The following is a 25,280-nucleotide window of genomic DNA, read 5'->3' as shown; positions in this document are numbered from 1 at the left end:
TTGATGATTCGCTAATAGGAAAAACTGAAAAAACCCGAAAGAACGTTTGCTCCAGAGCAAGGCGACGAGCGGGAAGGGAGAAATGCTCTCCAAACACGCGGAACAAGCCGCTTAAGCTGAACTACGCACAAACCTATGGGATGGGTGCTTCAGGGGCGGCTATGTTGAAAGCTGCTCCCCAGTGGATCCACCACGGATGCCTCACTGACCTGACTCGCCTGGAAACGGTAGTGACACAGACGTACAGACGCGAGACTGCGCGAGATTTAATCTTACTGGTGGCTCGGGGTGGCGTCAAGGATTGTTTGGTTTGTTTTCGGGTGTTTGTGAGAGGCGGCCTGCCGGCCGGGCCCGCTGCGCGCGGTGCGGTCACTTCGTGACATGTATACCCCTTCGGGTGGCGCTTCCGTTGGTCGCGGGACGGGCGGAGCCGGTATACATGTCACGAAGTGACCGCCGCCCGCGCAGGGCGTCTAGCGTTGCTCGGCCAGGTCCAAGACGTAGATTTGGCCGTCGTCGTAGAGATGGCGGCGGGTTTTAGCGAGCTCGGCGTACTGCTGGTGGGAGCGAAGGATGATGGCCTGTTCGCTGCGAATCCACTGGGTGCGGCTGGGGTCGTGGAGAACTTTGACGGCTTCCTGGTCAAGGCCTACGAAGTCGGCGTAGGAGCAGACAAGGTAGCGGAGGTTGTGGGCAAGGAGGTACTCGGCGAGGGCGTTGCCGTCGCCGCGGGAGGGCCAGCCCGGGGGAAGGCTAGCGGCTCCGGGATAGTCGGCGATGCTGATGGGGTTGGTGCGGTAGTCGAAGAGGAAGCTGTTGGTGACGGTGGCGATGGTGCCTGCGTCGGTCGGGATGGCTCGTTGGACGGAAGCGTATTCATCAGAGACGCTGGCGGGGACGATGGGGGTGTCGCGGAGGCCGGCCTTGAGACCGATCGGGATCTGGTCGTACTCGTTGGTGAACTTGTTTCGCCAGGTGGTGATGGCGGTGTAGGAGATGAAGAGGATGGTGATGGTTTGGAGGATGGGCCAGCGGCGGGAGCCGGGGAAGGTGTTGCGGCGGCGGCTGAAGACGATGTAGAGGAGCAGCATCGCGGGGATGATGCAGGGGTAGTTGTAGCGGCGGACGGAGTCTCCGCCAGTGCCTATGCCGACCAGGAGGGTGGCGCAGAGAGCGGCGGCGGAGAGGGAGAGGATAGCTTCGCCCTGCTCATCGCGGTCGCCCAGGAACCATTCGAGCACGAGGAGGAGGCCGAGGGGGGCGCAGAAGGGGACGACTTTGTGCAGGATGATGGAGAGGCCGGCTCCGGAGGGTGCGGGGTAGAGGCCGTAGGTGCTGTATTGGTAGCCCTTGCCGAGCGAGGGGTAGAACCAGGTGCCGGAGGTGGCGTGGTTGGCGATCATCCACGGCGCCATGACGATCAGGCAGGAGAGGGCGGCGAGGAGGAGGGTCTTTGTGCCTGAGGAGAGGCCTCGGCGACGCGCCTGGAAGAGTGCGAAGCAGGCGACGAAGATGACTCCGTGAGGGAGGTAGGTGGATTTGGTGGTGGCGATGACGCCGGTGATCGCGCCGAGGAGAAGGGCCTGGAGGGTTGAGTTTTCGGCGAGGAGTTTGCGGTGGGCTGCGACGTAGACGAGGGAGAAAAAGAGGGCGCTTGGTAGAAGGACGAAGGTCAGGTTGAAGACGAGCTGGGGTGTTGTGAAGACGAGAAGAGCGAATACGACGCGCTGGGATGGAGAGAGGCGGAACTCAGAGGGGAGAGCGAAGGCGAGAAAGGCTAGAAGGAGGAGGCCGAGGGCGCGGTCGGCCATCTGAACGTCTGTCAGGGGGAGGGTGGCGAGGACCAGGGTCTGGAGGAAGTAGTTGCCGCCGATGCTGGACATGACTCGGCGCTCGCTGAAGGGATCGGCTGCGTAGTGGTGGAGTTGGAGCATCTTCGCGGGGGCGGCGAGGTAGAAGTTGTAGTCGTCGGAGGCCTGATAGGACTGGGTGTGTACGGTGGCGGCGATGCGGATGATAAAGACGACGGCAGTCATGATCAGGAGCAACGGGACGAGGCTTGAGGCCCAGGAGGTTTTTTCGGGGAGCGGGAGTGAGGCGGGGGTAGAGGTTTCGTTGATGGTGATGCGGAGGAGGACTGCGGCGAGAAGGCCGAGGATGGTGAGGGCTATCAGGATGGGAGCGGTGATCAGGTGCAGGAGATTGAGACAGCCTCCGAGGAAGATGACGAGGGCGAAGCCGCTGGTGGCTGCGAGTGTGATGGAGGGGCTACGGATGTTGAAGAGACGAAGGAGAAGGGCTCCGTAGCCTGCTATGGAGAGAAAGAGGAGGGCGCACCAAAGAAGGGCCTCAACGAAATGCAGCAGTGAAGCTGGGGTCATGCAACATCCTCGGTTTGTTGGCGCGAAGGGCTCCGCTGATGTGGCAGAAGGGCCTCCGGAGGTCAGGCTTTCAGATTCTATAAGTAAGTTCTGTCTGGTCTTGTGTTTTTTTGGGACGGTGATGGTTGCTTATTCTGGTTATCTTGTTCATGCGGTATGGAGGGGTGAATTTCCTACTCAAATGACAGATATGGTGAACTGTCGCCCGGACGGTTCAGTCGAATTGCAGGCATCTGTCGCATGGCATCTGTCGCAGGCATTCCAGGGGAAGAGGTTTTCGAGGACTTGCATGACGCGTAGAAACAAAGCGGCGATTGTTTTCGTTTGGATGATCGGGTGGGTTGCGGGGCTTGGGCAGTCGACGCAGGGAACAGTCGCGGGTGCGGAGATGACGGCTGCTTCGTTGTTGGTGGGACGGGCGCTGTTTCTTCGTGGATTTTATTTAAACAACGAGCTGACGTATGACGCTGCGGGAAAGGTGCGGGGAGAGCCCAAGGTGGGTGATTGGACGCTGGCGGCGATGAATGTTTTGACGGTGGCGCGGAGAGGGACAGGCGAGATTGAGCTTGATGGGGTTCGCGCTGCGGTTCGATATAACACGGACAACCATGAGTTTGAGCGGCACGTGTTGAAGGACGAGAAGATTCAGGTGGTGGTCGCTGACCCGGGAGATTCAACCAGGCTGGAGGCTGTGTTTGCGGAGATTTTTTCGGTTGGGATCGATCCGGAGATGCAGCGGGCGATGCCGGATTACTGGCGGCATTACTTCAACCCGGCGCTGGCGTGGCCGCAGGATGCGTTGGACGGGCAGACAGTCTATCCGATGAATGGGCCGGGGGAGCCGTCGAAAGATGTGATTGAACCCAAGGTGGATCACCGGGTGGAGGCGAAGTTTGGCGATCCGGCGCTGCGAGACAGGGTGCAGGGATCGGTTGAACTGCGGCTTGTGGTGGATGCGAGTGGAGTGCCGCGGAGGGTGGCAATAGCGCGGCCGCTCGGGTATGGGCTTGATGCGAGCGCGGTGGAGGCAGTGCAGAAGTGGCGATTTGCGCCGGGGATGCGGGGCGGGAGTCCGGTAGCGACGAGCGTGGTTGTGGAGCAGCAGTTTAGCTTGGCGAACCAGAGGCCGTAGAGCAGGGGCAGAGATTCGGTTTTGGCGGGAGCCGTGAGGTGACTCTCGAGAAGCGTGTGGTGGGGGTGACTGGCTTAGTGCTCGAGTTGAATGGGGCTGGGCTGCTGGCCGAAGTTGGTCTGGAGGAGTCGGGGGATGTTGGCTTTGTGACGGCGGCGCGGGGGCGTGCCGGGGATGGCGGGGTCCAAGCGGTAGAGGATGAGGAGGTTGCGCTCGGGGTCGTCCATGGCGGGGAAGGCCGCGACTCGCTGGAGGTGGTAGGTGGGAGCGAGGGCATCCATCTTGTCATCGTCGACCTGATTCCAGGCGACGTACCAGCCTGGGTGGTAGGCACGGACGCGGACGGCGAGGTCCATGGTGCCGAAGTCGTCGCAGATGGAGGGCAGACCTGTCATGAGAGAGAGGTTGGAGCCGCTGATGGAGAGGATGAGCGGGTTGTGGGTGTGGTCGGCGGAGACGATCTCGCGGATCTGAGCAGCGGCGGTGGTGAAGGTGTAGTCGGGGGTTCGGACGTAGTGGAGGGTCTGGCGGGCGTCGGTGACGGTGAGAACGGCCACGACGGCGACGATGGTGGCGGTCGCGAGGCGACGGAGGGGGGACAGGGGCTGGGAGTGAGGTTGCGGGTTGGTCCAGAGAGTCGAGAAGACGATGGGAATCAGCAGCGTGAGTGGGACTGCGAGGACGAGGTAGTAACGGGGCTGGAGGTTGTTGTGATAGGCGAGGAAGAAGGCGTAGCCAGCGGCCCAGAGGAGAAGTGCGGGTATGAGTGGGTTGCGAAGGAGCCGGGGGCGGAGGATAAGAGCTGAAAAGGCGGCGAGGAGAGCCAGAGGGTAGAGGATGTTGCCAATCCAGAGGCCATCGGTAATGGTGTCGCCGAGGACCGAGAGGGCGGTGCCGGGGGTGATGCCGGTGTAGGCGTTGGCGCTGAAGAGGTAGCGATAGTCGTCGAGGAAGTGGGGTCGGATGATGAGGGCGTAGTAGGCGATCCAGGTGACGACTGCTAGGGCTCCCGCGGGGAGAGTGAGGCGGAGGAAGGGGCGGATGCGGTATTCGGCGCGGGCCCAGAGGATCCAGCCGATGGCGGGGAGGAGGAAGATGGCCGTGGTCTTGGTGAGGACCATCAGAGGGAGAAGAAGGCCGAGAGAGACGATGGGGATCGATTGTTGGAGGCGGTTTCGTAGGGAAGTCGGCTCAATTCCCTGCTCCGGTGTCGCGTAGGAGGCGGCGAGCAGGGCGAGGAGCGTGAGGAGGATGAGAAGGGGTTCGAGGATCGCCATGCGGGTGAAGACGTAGCAGAAGGGACTTACCGCCAGAAGGAGGACGGCGATGGCGGGGGCTAGAGTTTTGGCGGGTTTCTGGTTCGGGGTTTGCTCTGGGGTCGCTGCCAGATTTTGCCATCGGCGAAGCAGGAGATAAGAGGCGGCGAGGATGAGGCCGAAGATGGCGACGGTGAGGCCGCGGGCGGCGGTGAGACTGACGCCGGTGAAGCGGAAGAGGGCGGCTTCGAGGAGAGGCCAGACGGGGAGGGCGGCAGCGGGGTTGAAATCGCCGGGGACGTACCAGTGGCCTCGCTGGAAATGGCGGATGGCTCCGTCGCCGTACCAGCCTTCATCGGTGTACTTGGCCCAATCCATCCATGGGGAGTGGTTGGGAAAGTCGGCGCTGAGGTGGAAGGCGTGCAGGATGAGGAAGATGGCAGAGACGAAGAGAAGGGCAGCCTCGACGATGCGAAGTATTGGAGACGAGATGGAGCCTGGCCGCTTCATTGTGTACGTTGGGTTAAACGCAAATTTGTCGTGAGAGTTTAGGGTATTACAGAATTAGTACGAAAGGATGCAAAGCGTTGCAGAAGGGTTGGTGGCGGAGGTCCGATCGGGATCGTGGACGATGGATCGAGTGCTATGCTTCCTCTCAAACCACAGTGGGGAAGCGAGACGGGAACGGATGATGCAGGGCCCAAAGAAGGTCGTCAGCGTACTGCTGAGTCTTGTCGTTCTGTCGGCGGGTTATCTGGACTACTGGAGCTATAGTCATACGTTCCATTCAGAGCCAGGTATCTGGATGGATGTGGTGGGAGGAACGGCGAGTGCGCCGAACCAGTATCGGATTGGTGTGATCGATACGGCTTACTTTTTGGCTCAGCATACGCATTTGGCGCTTCGGCATACGTTGGCGGTGTTGGATGTGATTGCGGCTTTTGTTGGTTTGTTTACGCTGTTTTTTGTGCTGCGGCGGTCGGCGGTATATCGCGGAGCCACGCTTGAGGGCCGGTGGTTTGGGGCGGCTGGATTTTTGGTGCTGGTGCAGTTTTATCTTGCCTGGCTGCTTTGGTATCAGCGGCCGGAGACGCTGCCTACGGCGGGGATTTTGGCGCTGGCGCTGTTGCTGCTGGCGGAGACTGTGCCGGGGGGAGCGGGGACCGCGGTTGTTGGTCTGTTGGTGCTGGCTGTCGTGCAGGGGTTTGTCCGCGCGGATGTTGGGTTTGCGCTGCATTTGGGGATTTTGCTGGTGTGCCTGACACCGCTGGGGCGGGGATTTGTGCTGTCGCGGAGTCTGCAGGCAGGGACGAGCGCGACTGCGATGTTGATTGGGTTGGGAATTCAGTTTTGGCTGATGCGGCGGGCGTTTCCGCAGGCGAACTATGGGAGCACGCCGGTGTTTCAACTGATTACGAATTTGCGTTCGCCGGATGCGTGGATTCCTTTTGTGTTGTTTATGGGGCCGTTTGCGTGGACTTTGTGGATGGCGGTGCGGAGGAGGTTTCAGGTGGAGGCGGGTGGAGTGGCGGTATTGGTGGGGGCGTTGATCTTTCTAGGAATGTGGGTGGTAGTGGGGAGAGTGCAGGAGGTTCGGATCTTTTTGCCGTTCGCACTGGCGCTGGCGCCTCTGACGATCGAGATTGCGATACAGCGGTTTCTGCCCACGATTGGGACCGAGAGTCAGCGCGGGACGCGCCTGCCAGCGCTGTGAGTCTCTAACAGATCAATCGGTGGTTGAGAGCTTCTCTTATTGGAAGAGGGGCTGGAGTTCGGGTGGCGTGGGCGGAGGGTCTTTGCAGATTTCGAGCGCTTCGGAGCGTCGTGCCAGGAGGTAGTGCTGGTCTGTGTTATCCACCCTTCGGAAGGGATAGAGCCCGCAGAGCTGCCAGTCTTTGATTGGCAAGTAATGGCTGATGGCGTAAACCGCCTCGGCGTGGAGGAACAGGAAGTCGGGGTTCGTCGCGACGCACCGTGTAAGATGCTGGTTTTCTGTAAGGCCAGCGTTGCTCCTGCCGTTGACCAGACCGGCGAGGTCGCAGATATCCGCTCGAGAGAAATAACCGATTTGGCCTATGTCGAATGCAATTCCACGTTTGCCTTCCAGAGTCTCAAGGTGATTGTTCTGAAAGCTTCGGACGAGAGTGGCGCGATCTCTTAAGAAGGGATACATCACCTTCGATTCGATCGGCAGGGCAAGCAGAGTGAGGGCCAGGAAGCAGTAGGCCGGCAAGAGTACGGGACTTTTTGATTCACTCTCGATTGGGTGACGCGTCAGCTCAAGACTGTTCCACAGGGCCGAGAAAAAGAAAGACCAGACGAAGTATCGAGCTCCCTGAATCTGTTGTCCCCGGATCGCCGCGATTGAAAACAGGATGGGAAAGATGGAGTTGGCGACCAACGCACGCGGTGAGAGCCGTGAAGCGCGCCACAGCAGGAAGAGGGTCAGAAGCCAGAAGATGAAAATCCCCGCTCCAAAGGAGAGCCCGCCTGCGAGGACCGTTGCGGTGACGCTAAAGGCCGTCCCCCAGTCGGGGATGCCGTCAGCTTTTGCTTTCGCTGTATCGGGAAGCAGGTGATGCATCTTGATGACGATAAAGAGCATGGCCAGAAGGCTGCCGAGGAGCAGGTGACTTGCATTGAGGATCGATTGCAGGCGACGGTTGAAGCTCGAGTTTGGGGCGAAGATTTGTTTCCACACAATCAGGAGCGACGCGATCCCGCACAGGAGGATGAGTTCAATACGCAGGAAGACGGCAAGGAAGCCCAGAACCGTGTAGGCAGCGTATCGGACCGGGGTGATAGAGGCATCTTCGGATTCGCGAAAGGTAAGCCAGCAGATGAGAGCGACGAAGCAGAGGGCGATTCCGGTTTCCATGCCGTCGTCCAGCCAGCGAACAGAGGAGGGCGCGACGAGGAGGGTCATCACGATGAGTCCAAGGAGACGAGCGAGCGAGGATTCCCGCGGAGTTGCACGGAGGAAGAGTGCGGCTACACCGAGTAAGAGAAGAATGTGAACGCAACTAGAGACCAGGCGCGGGAGATTTGGAGATGCCGAAAGCGGGCGGAGGAACGACAAGAGGTAGATGTAGAGGAGGCTCGATGCGCCGTAGTTGGGATGGACTCCGTCGTAGGTGACGAGGTGGGTGTGGAAGAGATTGTCCGCGTAACGAAGATGGATGAATGCGTCATCCTGAACGCCTGCCCAGGAGAGGCTGATCCAGACAAGGAGCCAAATCGACAAAGCCAGGGTTACCCAAAGATAGGCTCGATTGATCCATGCATTCACTTGTGCCACACCTCGCACGGGTTCATTTTTTGAATTGCTGTCGCAATGAGTTGTGGATGTTTTTGCCTACTCGTAGGAGAGGGCGTCGATGGGGTCTTTGCTGGCGGCTTTGAGAGCTGGGTAGAGTGCGCCCAGCAGGGCTCCGATGAAGGCGATGGCTGTGGCCTTCCAGACGTAGGGGACGTTGATGACGAAGTCGAGTGTGGGGAAGCGGGCTTCGAGAGCGGCGCTGAGAGCGAAGCTGGCTGCAATGCCGAGGACGATGCCGATGGTGGCGAGGACGCCAGTTTCGCGAAGGACGATGCCGACGATGTAGGAGCGCGAGGCTCCCATGGATTTGAGAATGCCGATCTCGCGGGTGCGCTCCATGACGGCGGTGTACATGGACTGGAAGATGACGAGGAAGCCGATGATGACGGCGATGCCGATGACGACCTGAAGGCCGATGTTGAAGCCAGGGAGACGGTCGGGTGAGATGGAGGAGAGGTACTCCTCGGCCGTGGCGACGTTGTAGGTGCTCATGCCTGGCGTGGCGAGGATGGCCTTGCGGACTTCGTCCTGGTACTTTGGCTGGTCTTCCGTACGGAGGTAGAACATGGTGGCTTTGCCTTCGGTGCCGGTGAGCGAGCCCATGGTGTCGATGGGGACGAACTTGCGGCCTCCTTTGCCGTGGGCGACGATGCCTGAGATTCGGAACGGATGGTTGAGGATGCTGATGTGGTCGCCGACTTTTTTGCCGGCGGCGGAGTAGTCGTCGAGGATGACGTCGTCGGGGCCCTGGAAGGGAGTGCCGGAGAGGAAGGTGAAGGGCAGAAGCGCGTCGAAACTCTTGAAGTCGATGCCGTAGATGGTGTCGAGGGAGCTGTTGATCTGAACGTTGACGGGAGCGGAGACGACGACGTGCGGGATTTTGGCGAGGACGTCAGCGACCTTGATGGAGGCTCCGGCGGGGCTCATGCCGATGAGGTTGCTGGCGGTGTTGGGGCGGACGAACATATCCATGCCGATGCCGTTCTGGCGGGTCTTGAATCCGTTGAGCTTGCCCATGAGGATGGCGGTGATGGAGAGGATCATGATGACCTCGATGGCGATGGCGAGGCAGCTGATGAGCGAACGGAGGGGGCGGTGGACCAGATTGCCGGCAACTAATTTATTCATTCTTGTACCAGTGTATGGGAATGGGCTCGGCGAAGGGAGGGATGCGTTCCGGGTGCTTGACTATACCGTTGGGCGATGTGGCTGCCTGGAGCGGTCATTTGGAGCAGTCAGGGGGTGTGAGGCTGATCCGGCTTCGGCGGAGGGGGAAGGAGGCGGCCAGCGATGCTTCGGATAGACCCTGCTCGGCGAAGCTCTATTCCCTCGGGGCCGATGAAGAGGGTTCCAAGTACCGGCATCACATAAGCACCTACGACTGCGGCAAAGACGATGCCAAATCCAGTGTAGAAGCAGATGTAGATGAGACTCGGAATATCGCCCTCAGGGGCCGCGTGAGCATAAAGAACCATGACCAGCAGCCCCCATGGAGTCTGACGGGTATCGCCGCAGAGAGAATCAAAGATCGTAAAGAGGAGAATCCAAATGGCAGGAGCGAGGAGGAACACTCCAATCCAACCGAGCATGTGAAAACCCGTTGCGGTCGAAGAGAAGGAGACTCCGGTGGTTTCGTCCTCGTCGCCCAATAAACCCACTTCGTGGGCCCAGATATTTCCGATCAGGATCTGGGGCTTGTCTTTCCAGATGAAGTGGGGAACAACGTTTTCGAAAGCCAAGATAATGGGGTAGCCACCAAACTTGCCGAATAGTGCCGTCTCATTGATGAGAGCGTCGTCGATCGAGAGCATCTGGAGACGATCGAAGAATCCCTGAGGGGTGTTGAAGTAACCGAGGATCCGTTCCTCGTACGCATCCTCCGAGCTCTGTAGGTATTGCTCGCGAACATATCCCAAATTTCCAAGGAGATTGAACACGGTCGCGTAGCTGGCACCGTTTTCTTCACGAAAGTTTCTTCCATACTGAGCGTAGGGAACGAGATATCGAAAGATGAAGATGGTGGCGATGACCCCACCTACGATCTGGGGCCGGCTGAGCTTATATCGTTGGGAGGCTGCGGTCAGGATCCAGGCGGCAAATGGAGCAAACATTCCCTCTTTAGAGAATCCAAAGAGGCCGACGAAAAACATCATGAGGCCGGCGAGGAGAGCGGGGAGGTTAATGCTCCGTCTGCCGCCGCTGCGACGGATGGTGTTGAGAGTTCCGAGGACGACCGCCATGGGGAAAAAGCGGTTGAGCTGGTTGAGGGCGCTCAGGACAGAGCCGCTTCCAGAGGGAAAAATCAAGAAGGAGATATAAAGCAGGATTCCAGCGATGAGACAGCCGACGGTAGCTGTCTGCATCTTGGCATCCGTAACCATCCTGCCCAGAAGGGAGCGCCTGGGAGTAATCCTTCGAGTGATGTAGATTGCTACGACCATCATGCACATACCCACTAGCAGGACTCTGATGGTGAGTTCAGGGGCCAAAAGGTTGCTGTCTGCGGGTTCGCCAAGATAGACCTTCATGCAGAGACCGACGACGACGCCGAGCACTGAGTTAAAGAAGATGAAGGCACCTGAGCTCCGCGTGAACCCGCCAGCAACATTAAATCCGTGTGTAGCGACGAGGATGTAGAGGAAACACCCTAGCGCGAAGGTGGCGTGGGTGCCTTGGGAGATCTGGATGAGGCAGAGTGTCAACGCGAAGAAGAAGGCGGGGACGATCGGAATTTTTTCGGGAAAGGGGAGACGCACTCGTTTTCTTTCTCAACCGGGGACTGGAACGGCTTCCGAAAGCCTGCGGGCACTGGGGCGGAGCTTTAGGTTGGACCGCCAAAAGTCACGGATTCGCTCGATCGACGCTTCTATTGCGATGATAGCGAGCGGGAGCGCGGATCGTCAAAGAAATACCCCTTAGGTGGAATGCGGGGGATAACCAGAGAGTAACGGTTCTAACCGGCGTGGTTCCAATATGGTAGCTGAGGCGCTTATCACCCAAAAGTGGCTTTGACTTTGACAAATCCCCCGGTCTATTCTTCGATGAATTATGTGGTGCGAGCTGGACAGAGGTTCGTGCCGGTAACAGTTGGACGGAGCGAATGGAGCGATTCGGCGACGAGCTACGACGGGAGCGCGTGAGGCGCAAGGTCTCGATGGAGAGTATCTCCGGGGAGACTAAGATCTCGGTGCGTCACCTGGAGGCGCTTGAAGCCGGCGAGTACGACTCGTTGCCGGGCGGGGTGTTCCGAAAGGGTATTGTTCGCAGCTACCTAACCGCGGTGGGATTGGAAGAGACGCCCTGGATCGAACGGTTTGAGGTGAGTCTGCGGGAGAGCGGCACTGAGAACGGGAATACCGACTGGACCGAGTTCGCGGAAAATGTCCGAAGGAACAGAAGCGGCGTCGCGCAAAAGCAGAACCTGCGATGGATGGGCGTTGGAACCATGGTGACAATGTTGGGGGTTCTGGGTTGGGCGGTGTGGAAGTTCGCGTTGCACGGGCGTTTGATTCCGTAACACAAAGTTTTCACGAAGCGAAAGAGATATGGCTTCCCCTCAACACAACTATTACAATTTGGTCGAAGCTGAGTGGGGAGTTCCATCGTAAACCGAGAAGCACGCTTTTCAGCAAGACATATAGCGAGCCTAGACGGGCTTCGTGGCCTCGCATTTTTGATGGTCTTCTTCCGTCACTATGGAATGACCTCCCACGCGGGAAATATCTGGATGAAGACTGCGTTTTTACTGTGCTTCGGTGGATGGATGGGCGTGGATCTGTTCTTCGTGCTGTCCGGGTTTCTTATCACCGGGATTCTGCTGGATACGCGGGAGCTTCCCGGATACTTCACTAACTTCTATGCGCGGAGGGCGTTGCGCATCTTTCCTCTCTACTACACTGTTCTGGCCCTGTTGTTTCTGATGACACCATGGCTCCATCTTGAGTGGCATACGGGACATCTGGCCTATCTGATTTACGCAGGGAATATCGCTTACAATCTTGATCCGAGTCTGGGTTCGGTGCGCCCTGCGGTGTCCTTCCTGCATCTGTGGTCACTGGCAGTGGAGGAGCAGTTTTACTTTGTGTGGCCGCTGCTGGTGATACTGGTTGGAAGCTGGCGCAGATTAGCGTGGATATGCGGCGGGTTGTCTATTGGCGGATTGATTTTACGAATCTGCTTGCTGTTGTGGCTGCCTCGTGGGGACGCGTATGAGTGGTGTTACGCTCAACTTCCGACGCATATGGACGGCTTGCTGTTTGGCGCGCTTGGCGCGATCTCTGTTCGGGCAATCCCATTCGACGAAGTGGTAATTCGGGCGAAAAGAGTGCTCCCGTTTGCGCTTGCGACCCTATTGATTGTGATTGCATGGGGGGGAATTGATTTCCACTCTGTGCCGATGATCGTGGTTGGCTTCCCCGCGCTGGCTGCGACGTTCGCCTGTATTGTGCTTTTTGCCCTGAAGCCGGAAGGAGCCGTGAACCGGATCTGTTCTCTTTCGGGCTTTCGCTTTGTCGGCCGGTACAGCTATGGGATGTACGTTTACCACATCCTCTTCTGGCCAGTGCTCGCCGCGGTGCAACCGTGGCTTCAGTCGCGTCTACATTCTGTTGTACTTGGGGGAGTTTGCTTTGTTTTGTTGATGCTAATGGCGACCATGGTGACCGCAGTTGTCAGCTACGAGGTGTACGAGAGACAGTGGCTGAAACTGAAGGGACGATTCACCTATCAGAAGCAGGCAGCTGAATTTGCGGCGTGATGCGGAATCTGAGATGTTCAATATCAGCCCGTCCCGAGACCTGCCTGATTCTATGAGGCTTATGGCTTGAGGTAGCTGTAAGTTTACCTGCTAGACCGTTTAGTGCTGGATTCGACATTTCAGGGGTCGGGTCGAACCGGTTGCTGCCGAACTTTGGCTGGGGATCACATCCTCGCGTAAAATAGGGACGTCATACCAAGAGTCGACTTTGTGCGGTTCTAGATGTTTCCTGGAGGATATATTTTGTCAAAACGCGACCGTTTTCTGTTTACCAGTGAGTCAGTGACCGAGGGGCATCCGGATAAGATTGCGGATCAGATCTCCGATGCGATTCTGGACGCCTGCCTGGCGCAGGATCCCTATAGCCGCGTGGCGTGCGAGACGCTGACCTGCACGGGTCTGGTGGTGATCGCAGGCGAGATCACGACGAAGGCTTATGTCGATTTTCAGAGCCTGGTGCGTGGGACCGTTGCCGCGATTGGGTATGACAACGCGCTGTACGGGTTCGATTCGAACACCTGCGCGGTGATTTCGACGATCAATAAGCAGTCTGGCGATATCGCCATGGGTGTGGATACGGGCGGAGCCGGCGACCAGGGCATGATGTTCGGCTATGCGACCAACGAGACGCCGGAGCTGATGCCGACGCCGATTTCGCTGGCGCATAAGCTGGCTTTCCGGCTAAGCGAGGTTCGCAAGAATGGCCTGATGTCGTACCTGCGGCCGGATGGCAAAAGCCAGGTGACCGTGGAATACGACTCCAACCACAAACCGAAGCGGGTGGATGCGGTTGTGATTTCGACCCAGCACGCCGAGAACGTTGGAAACGAAGAGCTGCGCGCGGATATTTTGAAGAACGTGATTCAGGCTGTGATCCCGGCAGCCTTGCTGGACGAGGACACGAAGTACCACATCAATCCGACGGGCCGGTTTGTGGTCGGCGGACCGATGGGCGATACGGGTTTGACGGGCCGGAAGATCATCGTCGATACGTATGGCGGTATGGGCCGGCATGGTGGCGGAGCGTTCAGCGGTAAGGACGCGACGAAGGTGGACCGTTCGGCGGCTTACATGGCGCGGTACGTGGCGAAGAACATCGTTGCGGCTGGTCTGGCGGATCGTTGCGAGGTGCAGCTGGCCTACGCGATTGGTGTGGCAGAGCCGGTGAGCGTGCTGGTGGATACGTTCGGCACGGGCAAGGTTGATGAGACGAAGCTCGAAGAGCTGGTCAGGAAGAACTTCTCGCTGACGCCGAAGGGCATCATCGAGGGTCTCGATCTGCGCAAGCCGATCTTCAAGGCGACGGCTGCTTATGGGCACTTTGGCCGCAAGGGCGACAGCTTTACGTGGGAGAAGACTGACAAGGCTGCTGCGCTCGCGGAGCAGGCTGGGGTCAAGCAGACCGCTTCGAAGTAAATCATTTTGTTTCGAATTTGAAGTGGGCGGGCCTTCGGGCCTGCCTTTTCTTTTTGTGGTGGGGATTTCGGGAGGACGGGGTTAGACTGCTGGCTATCGCCTAATTGCATCCCACTTAAGACCAACCCCTGTTGAAAAGAGGGTTTTCGATGCTTGTTAAGTCTGAATACGATATTCAATTTCATCTGTCGATGCCTACGCCCATGATGGCGATGCTGCACCTGCATCCGTCGCTTGAGCCTCAAGTAAAGGCTGGCAATGAACTGGCAGTTGAGCATATTTACCTCGAAAAGAAGACCACCATCCCGGTCTCGGAGTATCGCGACGTGTTTGGGAATCGGTGCTCTCGGTTTATGGCGCCGGCTGGGGCGATACGTCTGAGTGGGACCAGCGTTGTCGAGATGGAGGGGCTTGCGGACCCGATCAACGCCTACGCGAAGCAGGTTCCGGTGGAGGAGTTGCCGTCGGAGGTGCTGCAGTATTTGTTGGCGAGCCGGTACTGCGAGGTAGACAAGTTTGGACCGATCTCTCAGGATCTCTTTGGATGGATGACGCCGGGATGGACCAAAGCCTCAGCGATTCGGGACTGGGTTCATGAGAAGGTGATGTTCAACTACAGGACGGCGAGGTCGACCAAGACCGCGATGGATGTTTTTACGGAGCGGGTGGGAGTGTGCCGGGATTATCAGCATCTGGCGATCACGCTGTCGCGATGCCAGAATATTCCGGCGCGCTACGTGACGGGGTACTTGGGGGATATTCGCTCGCCTTATAGCGGGCTGGGGGATTTTAGTGCCTGGTATGAGGTGTTTCTCGACGGACGATGGATGACGATGGACGCGCGGCATAATGAGCCGCGGATCGGGCGGGTTTTGATGGCAGCAGGTCGGGATGCAGCGGATGTTGCGATTACAACTTCGTTCGGGAATACGATTTTGACGAACTTCTATGTGGACAGCTATGAGGTTCGCGAGGATGGAACGACGGTGCCTAGCCTACCGGGCACAATTGCGCAGGAGCCAATTGTGACGTCGGCGAATCGTGGCTCTGCGGGAGCGGTTCAGGGTTTGGCGGAGTAGAAGGTGTAGGTGGCGGAGTAGTCGACGCGGGTGGTAGCGGAGAGGTGTTGGGCGTCGCAGCCTGCGGTGGGGGCGATGCCTCCGTGGGTCTCAGAGCGGCGAATGAAGTCCACGCGCTTCATGAGGCCAGAGCCGTCGGCGCCGGCCGCTTTTAGGAGAAGCCACGGGATCGCGCCGGGTTCGGGCGATGAATTCTTTTGGAGGAGTTCGCCTTTGACGCTGCTGCCGTCGCGCGACCTCCAAGAGGGGCCGGCGCCGTGAGATCCCACGATCGCTCCGGAGTTGTCATAAAGATTGGCATCGGGAGCTTTGAAGATCCACTGCGGTCCTGAGTTTGTTTGTTCGCAAGCGTAGATCTGCACGCCTTTGCCCGTGACTGTGAGGATGGGATGTGCTGAGGGGGGTGCCTGGGTGGGATCCTGTGCGTGCGTGGTGAAAGGTGTGGCGAGAAGGCAGAGGATGGAGAAGATTCGTGCGGCGGAAGGGTGCGGGATTCGCATGAGTAGAGTTTAAAGCAAAACGCTGCTCCTCGAATTGACGGCTTTCGCGATGGCGTCAGTTCGATTTTTATCGGCTACGGTTTGCGGTGGCTGTGACGTTATTCGGCGGCTGACTTGGTGTGATCTGCGGCTGGTGTGGCGGCTGTGGCTGACTTCTGGGAGGTAGAGAAGGTGCTCCATGGGCCAGCCTTCATGTCATGGAGGACGGGCGCCTGCCAGTTGAACTCGGGATGCGCGGCGAGGAAGGGTGCCGCGATGAAGTCCTCGCCGCAGGGGTGGCCCGCGCGGGCGGTGAAGCTCATGTGCTCGGCCATGGTGGCGTCCATAACCTTGCCAGTGACTGCTCCGCTGGGGGAGAACGGTGGCGAGTCCCAGGCGGGTTCGGGGTCTTTGGAGGCGTCTTCGTGGCCGCAGAGGCTGCGACGGGCGGCGACTACTTTGTGCTCGTAGCTGTCGTAGTGGTCGGAGAGATACTGCTCGGCGAGGGCGGTGTCGAGTTGGCCGAGATGCTGCTGGACGAACTCTTCGGCGCGGACATGGCGTGCGTTCATGGTGCTCTTCATGTCGTGGGTGTCGAAGCCGGGGGTGTCGTCGCGGATGAGATCGGGGTTGACGGGGAAGTTCGCGCTGACGAAGTAGCCGGTGGTTTTGCGGGTGAGGGGTGTGTGCTTGAGACCGAGTTCGAGGTAGGCGATCTCGTTGGTTTTGCGGTCACCGACGAGCCATGAGTTGGCGTAGCCGCCGTTGTTGCCTTCGCGCATGAGGGCGACGAATTGGTCGATGTTGTTGGCGTACTGCATGGCTTTGCGTGCGCGAATGAATTCAGGGATGCCGGAGGGGTTCCAGCCCTGGAACATGGGCAGGGTGGTTTCGGTGATCATGATGCCGGCGGAGTTGACGCCGAAGTCGTCGCCGCTGTGGATGAGGCCGGGGCTTCCGTCCATAAGGATGCGATTGCCTTTGGTGGGGACGATGTCGAAGACCGTGGTCCAGCGCTCACCTTCCATGTAGGCGGACCAGTTGCTGTGGGCGATGACGATCTTGCCGTCTTTGGTGGCGGCGCCGGTGGCGATGAAGGCGCTGCAGCGACCGGGTGCGACGAGAGCGGGAGGACTGGCTTTGCCTTGCTGCTTCAGGAGCCAGGGGATGTAGTAGTCGGAGACCTCGAGGTGGGCGTTGAGGGCGACGATGTCGAGGATGTCGATGTTTTGGCCCGCGACCTGGACGCCGTCGGCGATGCCCTGGAGTTCGGCGCGATACTCGGGTTCGATGCGGGGCATGATCTGGTCGTGGGCGATCGCGCGGAAGTAGGGCCAGGGTTTGCCCGCTTCGTGGGTGTTCTCGAGCTCGATGGTCTGGAGGTTGTCGGCGATTTGGGTGGCGAGGAAGTAGCCGTGCTGGAAGCCGATTTCGCTGGGCGTGCCTTCTAGATGGATGTAGGTCCAGCCATCTTTCTGGAAGGTGTAGGAGTTTTTCAGGCGCGGGTCTGACGGCTGGGCAAAGGCAGCAGTAGAGGCAAAAACAGCGAGGATACAGGCGGTAAGGCAGAGACGCATCCCGGGATCTCCTGTTGTGGGTTGCGATGAGGATACATGATGCGAGTTTGGGTGAACGAAACGGAGTGTGGGGATTTTCGCGGGATGGGAGGATACTGGAATGATAGAGACAATAGAGATGACGAGTGAGATGAAGAGCGATGTGGTGGTTCCCAGCTACTTTCCCGGGAAGCAGTGGCAGCAGGTTCTGGGGAGGGATGCGGGTGCCGATGGGCAGTTTGTGTATGCCGTGAAGTCGACGAAGGTTTATTGCAAGCCCAGCTGCGCGAGCAGGCGGCCTGCGCGGAAGAACGTGACGTTCTTCCCTACCCCGGCGCTGGCCGAGGCGGCTGGATATCGTGCTTGTTTGCGATGTGAGCCCGACAGAGCCGAGGCGAGGCCGGATCCGCAGGCAGGTGCGATTGCTGCTGTGACGGAGTACATGCGGGAGAACGCGGACTCTGAGACACGGACGCGATTGGCCGATGTGGCAAAGGCGACGGGCGTGGGAAGGCTGACAATTCTGCGTGGGTTCAAGCGTGTGCTTGGTGTGAGTCCTGGGCAGTATGCGAAAGAGGCGCGGCTGGAGCGGTTCAAGACCAAGGTGAGAGAGCCGAAGAAGGCGAAGGCTCCGATTACGGATGCGATCTATGAGGCGGGGTTTGGGTCGAGCAGCAGATTGTATGAGAAGAGTGCGACGAAGTTGGGGATGACTCCGCGAGTGATGCGGGAGGGTGGGGCTGGGTTGCTGATTCGGTATTGCACGGCGGCTAGTCCGTTGGGGCGGATGCTGGTGGCGACGACAGATGTGGGTATTTGCTCGATTGCTTTTGGGAAGGATGATAAGGAATTAGTTGCCGGACTGCGGGAGCAGTTTTCCAAGGCGCAGCTTGTGGTGGCGAAGGGGAATACGGGGTGGCTTGCGGATGCAGTTGCGTTTGTGGCTAGTCAGCTTGGGGAGCATCCGCTGGCAGCTACGTTTCCGCTGGATGTGAGGGCCACGGCGTTTCAACAACGGGTTTGGAAGGCACTGCAAGCGATTCCTCGTGGGGAGACGAGGAGCTATTCAGAGGTTGCGTTGCAGTTGGGTGCGCCGACGGCTTCGCGCGCCGTGGCAGGGGCTTGTGGGGCGAATCCGGTTGCGATTGCTGTGCCTTGTCATCGTGTTGTGGGCAAGGGTGGTGAGTTGACTGGGTATAGATGGGGAGTTGAGAGAAAGCGGCGGCTGCTTGAGGCGGAACGGGCGTAAGCTGCGGAGTGAAACTGCGAGGAATTGCGTGTGTGGAAGAGGTGTGATTCGTGAGCCCCGTGATGAGTAAGGCGATACCTGACAGCGCCAAGAAGTGGCTAATGGCAAGTCTCGCGGTGTTGCTATGCTCGCTGGTTCTGGTACTGGGCGACGTGGTTGCCGCGTTTGTTTATTTTGCGGATAAGACTGATCCGCTGTGGGTGACGCTGCTGGGTGTGGCCGGGGCGTTTGGCGTGGCGACGGGGTTTGGTGGATTTTTTGTGTTGATGCTGTTTGCCGGCTGGCGTTCGCTGCGCGAGTCGCGACGTGTGCAGGTGATTCCTCCTGTGCATGAGGAGCGCGAGGTGCGATGAGTACATGGTGAGCTGAAGCTGAGGCACACCTCTTTGGCTCATCTTGCGTTTCAGGAAATGAATGTTTTGAGGACTCGACCGAAACAGGAGCCTAGCATCTTACTGAAAATAATGGAGAAGTCGTCGATGGTGTCAATTACTGCGGTCCTTATTTCACCGGGGAATAATGGTTGCGATGGTATTCTGGGTTGAGTAAAAATTCTGCATTTTGAGGTTTCATATTATGGCGACAGCGACGATCGATAGGGCAGCGGGATCGGTGGATTACAAGGTTGCAGATATTTCTCTGGCGGATTTTGGCCGGAAGGAGATTGAGATCGCCGAGCAGGAGATGCCCGGCTTGATGTCGATCCGCAATAAGTACGCCGCGGGTAAGCCGCTGGCTGGAGTTCGCGTGACGGGCTCGCTGCATATGACGATTCAGACAGCGGTGCTGATTGAGACGATGGTGGCGCTGGGCGCGAATGTGCGCTGGGCGAGCTGCAATATCTTCTCGACACAGGACCACGCGGCGGCTGCAATTGCTGCAGCTGGTGTGCCGGTGTTTGCCTGGAAGGGCGAGACGCTCGAGGAGTTCTGGTGGTGCACGAATGAGTCGCTGAAGTTCCCTGATGGGAAGGGCGGACTGCTTGGGCCACAGCTTGTGATCGATGATGGCGGGGATGTGACGCTGCTGATCCACAAGGGCGTTGATATGGAGAAGGGCGACAAGTGGGTTAGTTCGCCTTCGAGCTCGACCGAAGAGGATGTGATCAAGGCTCTGTTGAAGAAGGTACATGCCGAGCATCCGACGCGCTGGCAGGATGTGGCGAAGGAGTGGCGCGGCGTTTCGGAAGAGACGACAACCGGCGTCCACCGGCTCTACAAGATGCTCGAGAAGGGCACCCTGCTCGTTCCGGCGATCAATGTAAACGATTCGGTTACAAAATCGAAGTTCGACAATCTGTATGGCTGCCGTGAGTCGCTGGTGGATGGCATCAAGCGCGCGACGGACGTGATGATTGCGGGTAAGGTTGCAGTCGTTTGCGGATACGGCGATGTGGGCAAGGGCTCGGCGGCTTCGCTGCGCGGGCTCGGGGCGCGAGTAGTCGTAACCGAGATCGATCCGATCAATGCGCTGCAGGCTGCGATGGAAGGCTACGAGGTAACGACGATTGAAGAGACTCTTGGCCGTGGCGATATCTACGTCACCTGCACCGGTAACGTGGACATCATCACCGTGGAGCACATGAAGCTGATGAAGGATCAGGCGATCGTGTGCAACATTGGCCACTTTGACAACGAGATCCAGATGGAGCCGCTGAACGCGCTGAAGGGCGTGAAGAAGCTGAACATCAAGCCTCAGGTGGACAAGTACACGTTCGAGGGCGGCAACAGTATCTTCGTTCTGGCTGAGGGCCGGCTGGTGAATCTGGGTTGCGCGACTGGGCATCCGAGCTTCGTGATGTCGAACAGCTTCGCGAACCAGACACTGGCGCAGCTTGATCTGTGGAAGAACAAGGACACGTACAAGATCGGAATCTACATTCTGCCGAAGAAGCTGGACGAAGAGGTTGCACGGTTGCACCTGGAGAAGATCGGCGTAAAGCTGACGACGCTCTCCAAGAAGCAGGCGGACTACCTGAGTGTTCCGGTGGAAGGACCTTACAAGGCGGATCACTACCGGTACTAGGCGTTAGGTTCAAACAAAGGCCGCCGAGGAGATTCCTCGGCGGCCTTTTTGTTTTGCTTCGTAACGAGAACCAGGCAGGCTGATTCAGGATTCAGTGTTTCAGCGGAAGCTTGGGGAGGAGCATGTCGGTTCCTGGACCCTGTTGTTGCTGCTACAGCTTACGAAGGTAATAGACACGCGGTTTTGGCGAGTGTTGTGGCAAATCAGGGAAGTATATTTTTTCGAAAAGGCGCGACTTTTGACGTCCTTTGGGTATGCGCGAGGTTTGGTGGGGATCTAGCTTTGCGGTGCGGAGTGTGGGAGGGATCAGTTGGTGACGGGATCGAAGTCGCTGGCGCTAATGACCTGAAGGCCTGGGGTTGAGGGCAGCAGCTGGTCGATGAGAATCACTGTGTGGACTGACGTGGCGGAATAGGTGACCTGGGGGCCGGTGTATGGTGCGGCCATAGCGCTGGAGGGGGCGGTTCCGGTAGGCAACATGACGAAAGAGTAGGTGCCGGTGGGGATGTTCAAGTAGCCGGTATTACCGCCGAAGGGAAAGTTGGTCACGAGGGGAGTGATGGCGGTGAGCTTCTGGCCGGCGGGGACTAGATAGATATCTGTGGCGCCTACGCGCGTGGCCTGGTCGATGAATCGGAGCGCGATGTTGCCGGAGGGAGCGGGCTGGCTTTGATCTGTGAGTGTGAACTGCTGCATGTTCGCGGCGGCATTTCCGATGAGCACGGTGTATTGACTGGACGCGACGAAGTTCGTTTTGGATACAGAGAGAAGTTGCCTGGTTCCAGCGGTGTTAGCGGCGATCGTGCCGCTGCCGGGGGAGAGTGGAATGTAAGAGGTGACGGTGCCGAAGCCTAGATTGTGGGCGAGTGGATTGGAGTCCTGATAGATGTCGAGTCTGGGAGCGTCGGGGGAGACGGTGACGACACGGACCTGGGATTGGGGAGCACTGCTAACCATGGCGCCGCAGCCGGTGAGGATGATTAGAGTCGCGGTGGCTGTAGCAACGCGAGAGGCGGAGCGGACGAGATGAATGAGATTGAACATGAACCGTCGACTCGCTGGCATCAGGTTGATTCAGAGCTCTGCGCTGCATCAACTTTACTTGATTTAAGAACGCAGGCGGAGATGGAGTGGATGAAGGAAATGACTAATATGTGGGATTACGGCGAATCGCCAAATTCTGGCTGCAGTTGCTGTGATTGTGATGTGCTGCCGAGTTAGATGGTTACGCGCTGAGACGCCGGGTTTGTTAAACAGGTGTGACTGAAGGCAAGATTCAGCTGCCTACTGGACAGATGGGCGGCTGATGCTGCAGACGAGAAGGGTCATGTCGTCGTGCTGTGAGGCGCCGGCGGTGAATTTATCGGCAGCTTCGAAGATGCACTTCAGTAGCTGATCGGCGGTGGTTTTGCAGTCGGGACGGTCGAGGAGTTGTCGGGCTGAGGCGAGCATGCTGTCTTCTCCCCACTCCTCGTCTGCGTGGTTCATGGCTTCGGAGATGCCGTCGGTGAAGGCGATGAGGACGTCGCCGGGGTGAAGCTGGAGAGTTGCCTGCGCGTAGGCGGCGTCGGGGAGGAGGCCGACCACCGTTCCTGTCGGCTCGAGTGCGATGGTTTCGGATCCGCGAAGGACGTAGGGTGGGTTGTGGCCAGCGTTGACGTAGGTGAGGAGATGCGTGAACGGATCGTATTCAGCGTAGAAGAAGGTAGCGTAACGGCTGGATGTGGAGGACTGGTAGACGATGTCGTTGACACGGGAGATGAGAGTGCCGAGATCACCCTGGCGAAGACCGGCTATGCTGCGAAGGCTTGCACGGAGGCTCGCCATAACAAGGGACGCGGAGATGCCCTTGCCTGAGATGTCCCCGAGGGCGAGAGCGAGAGGGGCTTCGTTTGCGGAGGTTGAGGAAAGGAGAAAGAAGTCGTAGTAGTCGCCGCCTACGACCTGAGCTGGACGACAGAAGCCAGCGAGATCGACGCCGGGGATTTCAGGACGGGTCTGCGGAAAGAGGCGCTCCTGAACCTCGCGGGCAATCTCGAGGTCGCGGGAGATGCGTTCGCGTTGAGTGACCTCGGTGGTGAGGTTTTCGAAGAGCTCGGCGTTCTCAAGAGCGAGGCCGGTTTGGGAGGCGATGGTCTGGAGGAGCTGGCGGTCAGTTTTGGAGTAGGGTTCCTCGGAGCTCTTGGGGCCGAGGGCGATGACGCCGGCGAGTCTGTTGCGTCCGGGAAGCGGGACAAGGAGTTCGGTGGAGAGGTCGTTGAGGGCGTTGCGTTCGGCGTCGGTGGCATCGATGAGCCAACTTGAGGGGTCGTCGCGATAGACGTTGGCCGGGGTTTTAGCTCTACTGAGCGCTGTGATGGTGGAGGAGGCCGCGGGAAGAGAGAAGAATTGGGTGCCGTTCAGGCTCACGGGCATTCCGGTGGCTAGTTGGAGATGATAGTTTTCGCCGGAGCGTAGGAAGACGGCGATGCGGTCGATGTGGAGCGTGGAACCGAGACGGCGCGTGATGGTTTCGAGGAGGGGGGCGACCTCGGTAAAGTTTCGGGCTTCGTCGGAGAGCTCGGAGAGAAGCTGCTCGGTGGAGTAGGCCTCGCGGAAGAAGCGCTGGTCGATCCACTGTTGCAGACGCTTGGAGAGGAGAAAGCGGAAGGCGAAGAAGATTGCGATGATGCAGAAGATTCGGACGATGTCGCTGCGTTGATGGTCTGGATGTCGGAAGAAATCGTTGAGGGAGAAGGCCATCCAAATGGCAAGCAGGACTCTCACCGCTGTAAGAGCTTCGCGGGCGAAGGCGTAGCGAGTTCCCTGGCGGATGATGATGCTGAGATCCATGGCACGCTGAACGACGACGACGTAGGCGAGGGAGAGAGGAAAGAGAAGAAGAATCACGAAGGCAGTGAGGTCTACCCATTGTGGAATGTCCTGGCCGACATCGCTTCCCTTATAAAAAGAGTAGAGAAGCAGGAGGAAAAAGGGCGTCAGGCCAATGCAAGTTCCGAAGTAAAGAATGCGGAGCCGTCGGCGGGCATCTCCGGTGGCTTGTCTAATCTTCGGACCGAGATTGAAGAAGAACCAGGTAACGGCCGAGAAGCTCAAGATATTTTCAACTACGTTGATGGGGTTGAGATAGGGAACCAGCCATTGAATAGCTGCGAAGTTCCACATGTCGCCGTAGAAGTAGAGGAGGTCTGTGATGGAGAGGAGAAGGATTGGGATTGCTATCAGCCATTTGACCCAGGGAAGTTTGACGTCGAGTGGGGATCGCTCCGGAAAATAGATACCGAAGAACATGAGGCAGACCGGCATGGCGGTTTGGGCTGCCACATTCCAAAATAAGCAGATGGGAAGAATGAACGATCCGACGATCTGCATTGGATTGATAAAGAGGGCCTCGACGTAGCCGAGGATGCCGAGAATCAACCACGCATTCGGATTTCTTGGACGGGCGAAGACCACCCAGAGGCCGATAAGGAGACAGAAAAAAGGCAGCACTGCGAACGTCAAACGGGCCGCGATGCCGAGAGTCGAAAGCTTTTGCGGTAGGTTTGGGGCGAGATGGATGGTAGCCGATTGGACTGACCCGTCGGCTCCGCGGCGATACGTGACGGTCATCGGGTCGCCCGGAGAGGAGCGCCGCGTCTGGGCAAGGAGCACGCTTCGACCGGCATACGGTTGGCCGTTGATCGTGAGGATGGTGTCGAAGGGCTTAAGGCCCGCAGCGAGCGCCTCTTCCCGGAGGTTGGTCGTGGTCGCAAGGCGCAGGCCGCTTTCGAAGGGGGAGCGTGCGATTGAGTCGCCGTGTGCCAAGAGATTGAAGTTCATGAGTGCGCCACCGTACGCATGCAGGAGCGCAAGTGCGGCTACGAGGGCGAGAAGAAGATATTGGATGCGTGCAGATCTCTGGGGCATAGGCCAGTTGGAGAGATGGTAGCAGCGGTTTGGAGATTCGGACGGGAGAATGGGTTTATATGGAGGGGGCATCCTTGTGCGGATGCCCGTCCTGATCGGGCGCAGTTTGGCGGTTATTTTTTGGGGTGGCTGGCGATGATCTGGTCCTTGATCTTGTTGTAGGTTGCTTGCGGTAGGATGCCTCGGGTAACAAGCTGATTTTTAGCGGTGTAGGGGCGGCCGTCGATGATTCGCTTCGAGTAGGCGTCGCCGATTCCAGGAAATGCCTTCAGCTGGTCGGGCGTTGCGGTATTGATGTCCAAGGGCGCGGTGGCTGCAGCAGCGGCTGGAGTGCCGGCTTTGGAGGCCTGCGCAACGGAGAAGATGGGCGCGACCGCGAACAGGAGCGCAGCGGCAAGAAGTTTGTGGCGAAGATTGAGCATCGTGGGTCTCCTACTTTGGGCTGAATGCTTTACAGCGGAAGAGTACGAGAGTGTTTGGGCTGCGTCAATGAACAAGTTTGAGTTTGGTGGGCTGGAAGCGCGGGTATCGGGTCTGCGTGAGGTTGACTTCTGTAGGACTGACCGCTACCCTGAAGGGGAGATGAGCAGACTGCACCTCCATCATGGCCATTCGCATCATCACGCAAAGAGCGTGTTGGCGGCTGTGTCCGGAGTGGCGAAGTAACGACGCTTACTAAGGATTTCGAAAGGCCCGCTGACGCGCATACCGCGAGCGGGCCTT

At 58.5% G+C, this 25,280-nt stretch carries 20 protein-coding genes; 10 read left to right on the top strand and 10 right to left on the bottom strand.

Translation table 11 applies throughout. The features are described from left to right. Positions 1-473 precede the first annotated feature (473 nt). Positions 474-2,381 (bottom strand): hypothetical protein, encoded by a 1,908-nt coding sequence (locus HDF14_RS12730; RefSeq protein ID WP_183977191.1) that lies wholly within the window; start codon positions 2,379-2,381, stop codon positions 474-476. Positions 2,382-2,670: 289 nt separating this feature from the next. Here HDF14_RS12730 and HDF14_RS12725 point away from each other — a divergent pair, with 289 nt between their 5' ends. Next, a complete protein-coding gene (locus tag HDF14_RS12725; RefSeq protein ID WP_183977189.1) occupies positions 2,671-3,513 on the top strand; it encodes an energy transducer TonB in 843 nt (280 codons plus the stop codon). A gap of 74 nt (positions 3,514-3,587) precedes the next feature. Here HDF14_RS12725 and HDF14_RS12720 read toward each other — a convergent pair whose 3' ends face one another. Next, positions 3,588-5,279: a hypothetical protein gene (locus tag HDF14_RS12720; protein WP_183977188.1), complete on the bottom strand. Its 1,692-nt coding sequence runs from the start codon at positions 5,277-5,279 to the stop codon at positions 3,588-3,590. A gap of 178 nt (positions 5,280-5,457) precedes the next feature. On the opposite strand from HDF14_RS12720, the gene HDF14_RS12715 reads away from it, so the two are divergent. Further along, positions 5,458-6,483 carry a hypothetical protein gene (locus HDF14_RS12715; protein ID WP_183977186.1) on the top strand — a complete coding sequence of 342 codons (1,026 nt, stop codon included), beginning with the start codon at positions 5,458-5,460 and terminating at the stop codon, positions 6,481-6,483. Between the two features lie 36 nt (positions 6,484-6,519). On the opposite strand, the gene HDF14_RS12710 is transcribed toward HDF14_RS12715, so the two are convergent. From HDF14_RS12710 to HDF14_RS12700, 3 genes are all read right to left on the bottom strand, one after another. Further along, positions 6,520-8,067 (bottom strand): hypothetical protein, encoded by a 1,548-nt coding sequence (locus tag HDF14_RS12710; RefSeq protein ID WP_183977183.1) that lies wholly within the window; start codon positions 8,065-8,067, stop codon positions 6,520-6,522. Between the two features lie 57 nt (positions 8,068-8,124). Next, on the bottom strand, positions 8,125-9,216 hold the full coding sequence (locus HDF14_RS12705) for an ABC transporter permease (RefSeq protein WP_183977181.1): 1,092 nt from the start codon (positions 9,214-9,216) through the stop codon (positions 8,125-8,127). Positions 9,217-9,323: 107 nt separating this feature from the next. After that, positions 9,324-10,844: a hypothetical protein gene (locus tag HDF14_RS12700; protein ID WP_183977179.1), complete on the bottom strand. Its 1,521-nt coding sequence runs from the start codon at positions 10,842-10,844 to the stop codon at positions 9,324-9,326. Between the two features lie 344 nt (positions 10,845-11,188). Here HDF14_RS12700 and HDF14_RS12695 point away from each other — a divergent pair, with 344 nt between their 5' ends. From HDF14_RS12695 to HDF14_RS12680, 4 genes are all read left to right on the top strand, one after another. Continuing rightward, complete coding sequence (locus tag HDF14_RS12695; protein ID WP_183977177.1) at positions 11,189-11,605, top strand: helix-turn-helix domain-containing protein; 417 nt, start codon at positions 11,189-11,191, stop codon at positions 11,603-11,605. A 72-nt stretch (positions 11,606-11,677) separates the two neighbouring features. Continuing rightward, the gene (locus tag HDF14_RS12690) at positions 11,678-12,844 is read left to right on the top strand and encodes an acyltransferase family protein (protein ID WP_313899557.1); all 1,167 of its coding nucleotides are present in this window, start codon (positions 11,678-11,680) and stop codon (positions 12,842-12,844) included. Positions 12,845-13,087: 243 nt separating this feature from the next. Further along, a complete protein-coding gene (metK, locus tag HDF14_RS12685) occupies positions 13,088-14,260 on the top strand; it encodes a methionine adenosyltransferase (protein WP_406707213.1) in 1,173 nt (390 codons plus the stop codon). A gap of 149 nt (positions 14,261-14,409) precedes the next feature. Then, positions 14,410-15,339 carry a transglutaminase-like domain-containing protein gene (locus HDF14_RS12680; RefSeq protein WP_183977171.1) on the top strand — a complete coding sequence of 310 codons (930 nt, stop codon included), beginning with the start codon at positions 14,410-14,412 and terminating at the stop codon, positions 15,337-15,339. Here the strand turns inward: HDF14_RS12680 and HDF14_RS12675 are convergent. Both HDF14_RS12675 and HDF14_RS12670 read right to left on the bottom strand, forming a co-directional pair. After that, positions 15,321-15,839, bottom strand: a complete 519-nt coding sequence (locus tag HDF14_RS12675) for a DUF3455 domain-containing protein (protein WP_183977169.1) — start codon at positions 15,837-15,839, stop codon at positions 15,321-15,323. The genes HDF14_RS12680 and HDF14_RS12675 overlap by 19 nt on opposite strands. 98 nt (positions 15,840-15,937) lie before the next feature. After that, the gene (locus HDF14_RS12670; protein ID WP_183977167.1) at positions 15,938-17,395 is read right to left on the bottom strand and encodes a C45 family autoproteolytic acyltransferase/hydolase; all 1,458 of its coding nucleotides are present in this window, start codon (positions 17,393-17,395) and stop codon (positions 15,938-15,940) included. 100 nt (positions 17,396-17,495) lie between these two features. Between HDF14_RS12670 and HDF14_RS12665 the strand changes: the two genes are divergently transcribed. The 3 genes from HDF14_RS12665 (at position 17,496) to ahcY (ending at position 20,648) form a co-directional block, all read left to right on the top strand. After that, complete coding sequence (locus HDF14_RS12665) at positions 17,496-18,623, top strand: bifunctional transcriptional activator/DNA repair enzyme AdaA (RefSeq protein ID WP_221304667.1); 1,128 nt, start codon at positions 17,496-17,498, stop codon at positions 18,621-18,623. Between the two features lie 62 nt (positions 18,624-18,685). Then, entirely contained in the window at positions 18,686-18,976 is a 291-nt protein-coding gene (locus HDF14_RS12660; RefSeq protein WP_183977165.1) for a hypothetical protein, read from the top strand. Between the two features lie 223 nt (positions 18,977-19,199). Next, positions 19,200-20,648 (top strand): adenosylhomocysteinase, encoded by a 1,449-nt coding sequence (ahcY, locus tag HDF14_RS12655; protein WP_183977163.1) that lies wholly within the window; start codon positions 19,200-19,202, stop codon positions 20,646-20,648. Positions 20,649-20,954: 306 nt separating this feature from the next. Here ahcY and HDF14_RS12650 read toward each other — a convergent pair whose 3' ends face one another. The 3 genes from HDF14_RS12650 to HDF14_RS12640 all read right to left on the bottom strand — a co-directional run bounded on the left by HDF14_RS12650 (position 20,955) and on the right by HDF14_RS12640 (position 24,979). Continuing rightward, positions 20,955-21,692, bottom strand: coding sequence for a DUF4397 domain-containing protein (locus HDF14_RS12650; RefSeq protein ID WP_183977161.1), 738 nt, complete (start codon positions 21,690-21,692; stop codon positions 20,955-20,957). A gap of 240 nt (positions 21,693-21,932) precedes the next feature. Then, entirely contained in the window at positions 21,933-24,557 is a 2,625-nt protein-coding gene (locus HDF14_RS12645; protein ID WP_183977159.1) for a SpoIIE family protein phosphatase, read from the bottom strand. Positions 24,558-24,670: 113 nt separating this feature from the next. Further along, entirely contained in the window at positions 24,671-24,979 is a 309-nt protein-coding gene (locus HDF14_RS12640; RefSeq protein ID WP_183977157.1) for a ComEA family DNA-binding protein, read from the bottom strand. Positions 24,980-25,046: 67 nt separating this feature from the next. Here HDF14_RS12640 and HDF14_RS12635 point away from each other — a divergent pair, with 67 nt between their 5' ends. After that, on the top strand, positions 25,047-25,223 hold the full coding sequence (locus HDF14_RS12635) for a hypothetical protein (RefSeq protein ID WP_183977155.1): 177 nt from the start codon (positions 25,047-25,049) through the stop codon (positions 25,221-25,223). Positions 25,224-25,280: the final 57 nt, after the last annotated feature.

This window comes from Tunturiibacter gelidiferens, from assembly GCF_014201335.1.
Classification (GTDB): domain Bacteria; phylum Acidobacteriota; class Terriglobia; order Terriglobales; family Acidobacteriaceae; genus Edaphobacter; species Edaphobacter lichenicola_E.
This window is presented reverse-complemented; position numbering and strand designations above follow the sequence as displayed.

Bases quoted from the DNA above. Each gene is read 5' to 3' on its own strand.
- HDF14_RS12675 (WP_183977169.1), bottom strand. From the start codon at position 15,839: ATGCGAATCCCGCACCCTTCCGCCGCACGAATCTTCTCCATCCTCTGC.
- HDF14_RS12705 (WP_183977181.1), bottom strand. From the start codon at position 9,216: ATGAATAAATTAGTTGCCGGCAATCTGGTCCACCGCCCCCTCCGTTCG.
- HDF14_RS12730 (WP_183977191.1), bottom strand. From the start codon at position 2,381: ATGACCCCAGCTTCACTGCTGCATTTCGTTGAGGCCCTTCTTTGGTGC.
- HDF14_RS12665 (WP_221304667.1), top strand. From the start codon at position 17,496: ATGATAGAGACAATAGAGATGACGAGTGAGATGAAGAGCGATGTGGTG.
- HDF14_RS12670 (WP_183977167.1), bottom strand. From the start codon at position 17,395: ATGCGTCTCTGCCTTACCGCCTGTATCCTCGCTGTTTTTGCCTCTACT.
- HDF14_RS12720 (WP_183977188.1), bottom strand. From the start codon at position 5,279: ATGAAGCGGCCAGGCTCCATCTCGTCTCCAATACTTCGCATCGTCGAG.
- HDF14_RS12660 (WP_183977165.1), top strand. From the start codon at position 18,686: ATGAGTAAGGCGATACCTGACAGCGCCAAGAAGTGGCTAATGGCAAGT.
- HDF14_RS12725 (WP_183977189.1), top strand. From the start codon at position 2,671: ATGACGCGTAGAAACAAAGCGGCGATTGTTTTCGTTTGGATGATCGGG.
- ahcY (WP_183977163.1), top strand. From the start codon at position 19,200: ATGGCGACAGCGACGATCGATAGGGCAGCGGGATCGGTGGATTACAAG.
- HDF14_RS12715 (WP_183977186.1), top strand. From the start codon at position 5,458: ATGATGCAGGGCCCAAAGAAGGTCGTCAGCGTACTGCTGAGTCTTGTC.
- HDF14_RS12650 (WP_183977161.1), bottom strand. From the start codon at position 21,692: ATGTTCAATCTCATTCATCTCGTCCGCTCCGCCTCTCGCGTTGCTACA.
- HDF14_RS12640 (WP_183977157.1), bottom strand. From the start codon at position 24,979: ATGCTCAATCTTCGCCACAAACTTCTTGCCGCTGCGCTCCTGTTCGCG.
- HDF14_RS12680 (WP_183977171.1), top strand. From the start codon at position 14,410: ATGCTTGTTAAGTCTGAATACGATATTCAATTTCATCTGTCGATGCCT.
- HDF14_RS12695 (WP_183977177.1), top strand. From the start codon at position 11,189: ATGGAGCGATTCGGCGACGAGCTACGACGGGAGCGCGTGAGGCGCAAG.
- HDF14_RS12645 (WP_183977159.1), bottom strand. From the start codon at position 24,557: ATGCCCCAGAGATCTGCACGCATCCAATATCTTCTTCTCGCCCTCGTA.
- HDF14_RS12635 (WP_183977155.1), top strand. From the start codon at position 25,047: ATGAACAAGTTTGAGTTTGGTGGGCTGGAAGCGCGGGTATCGGGTCTG.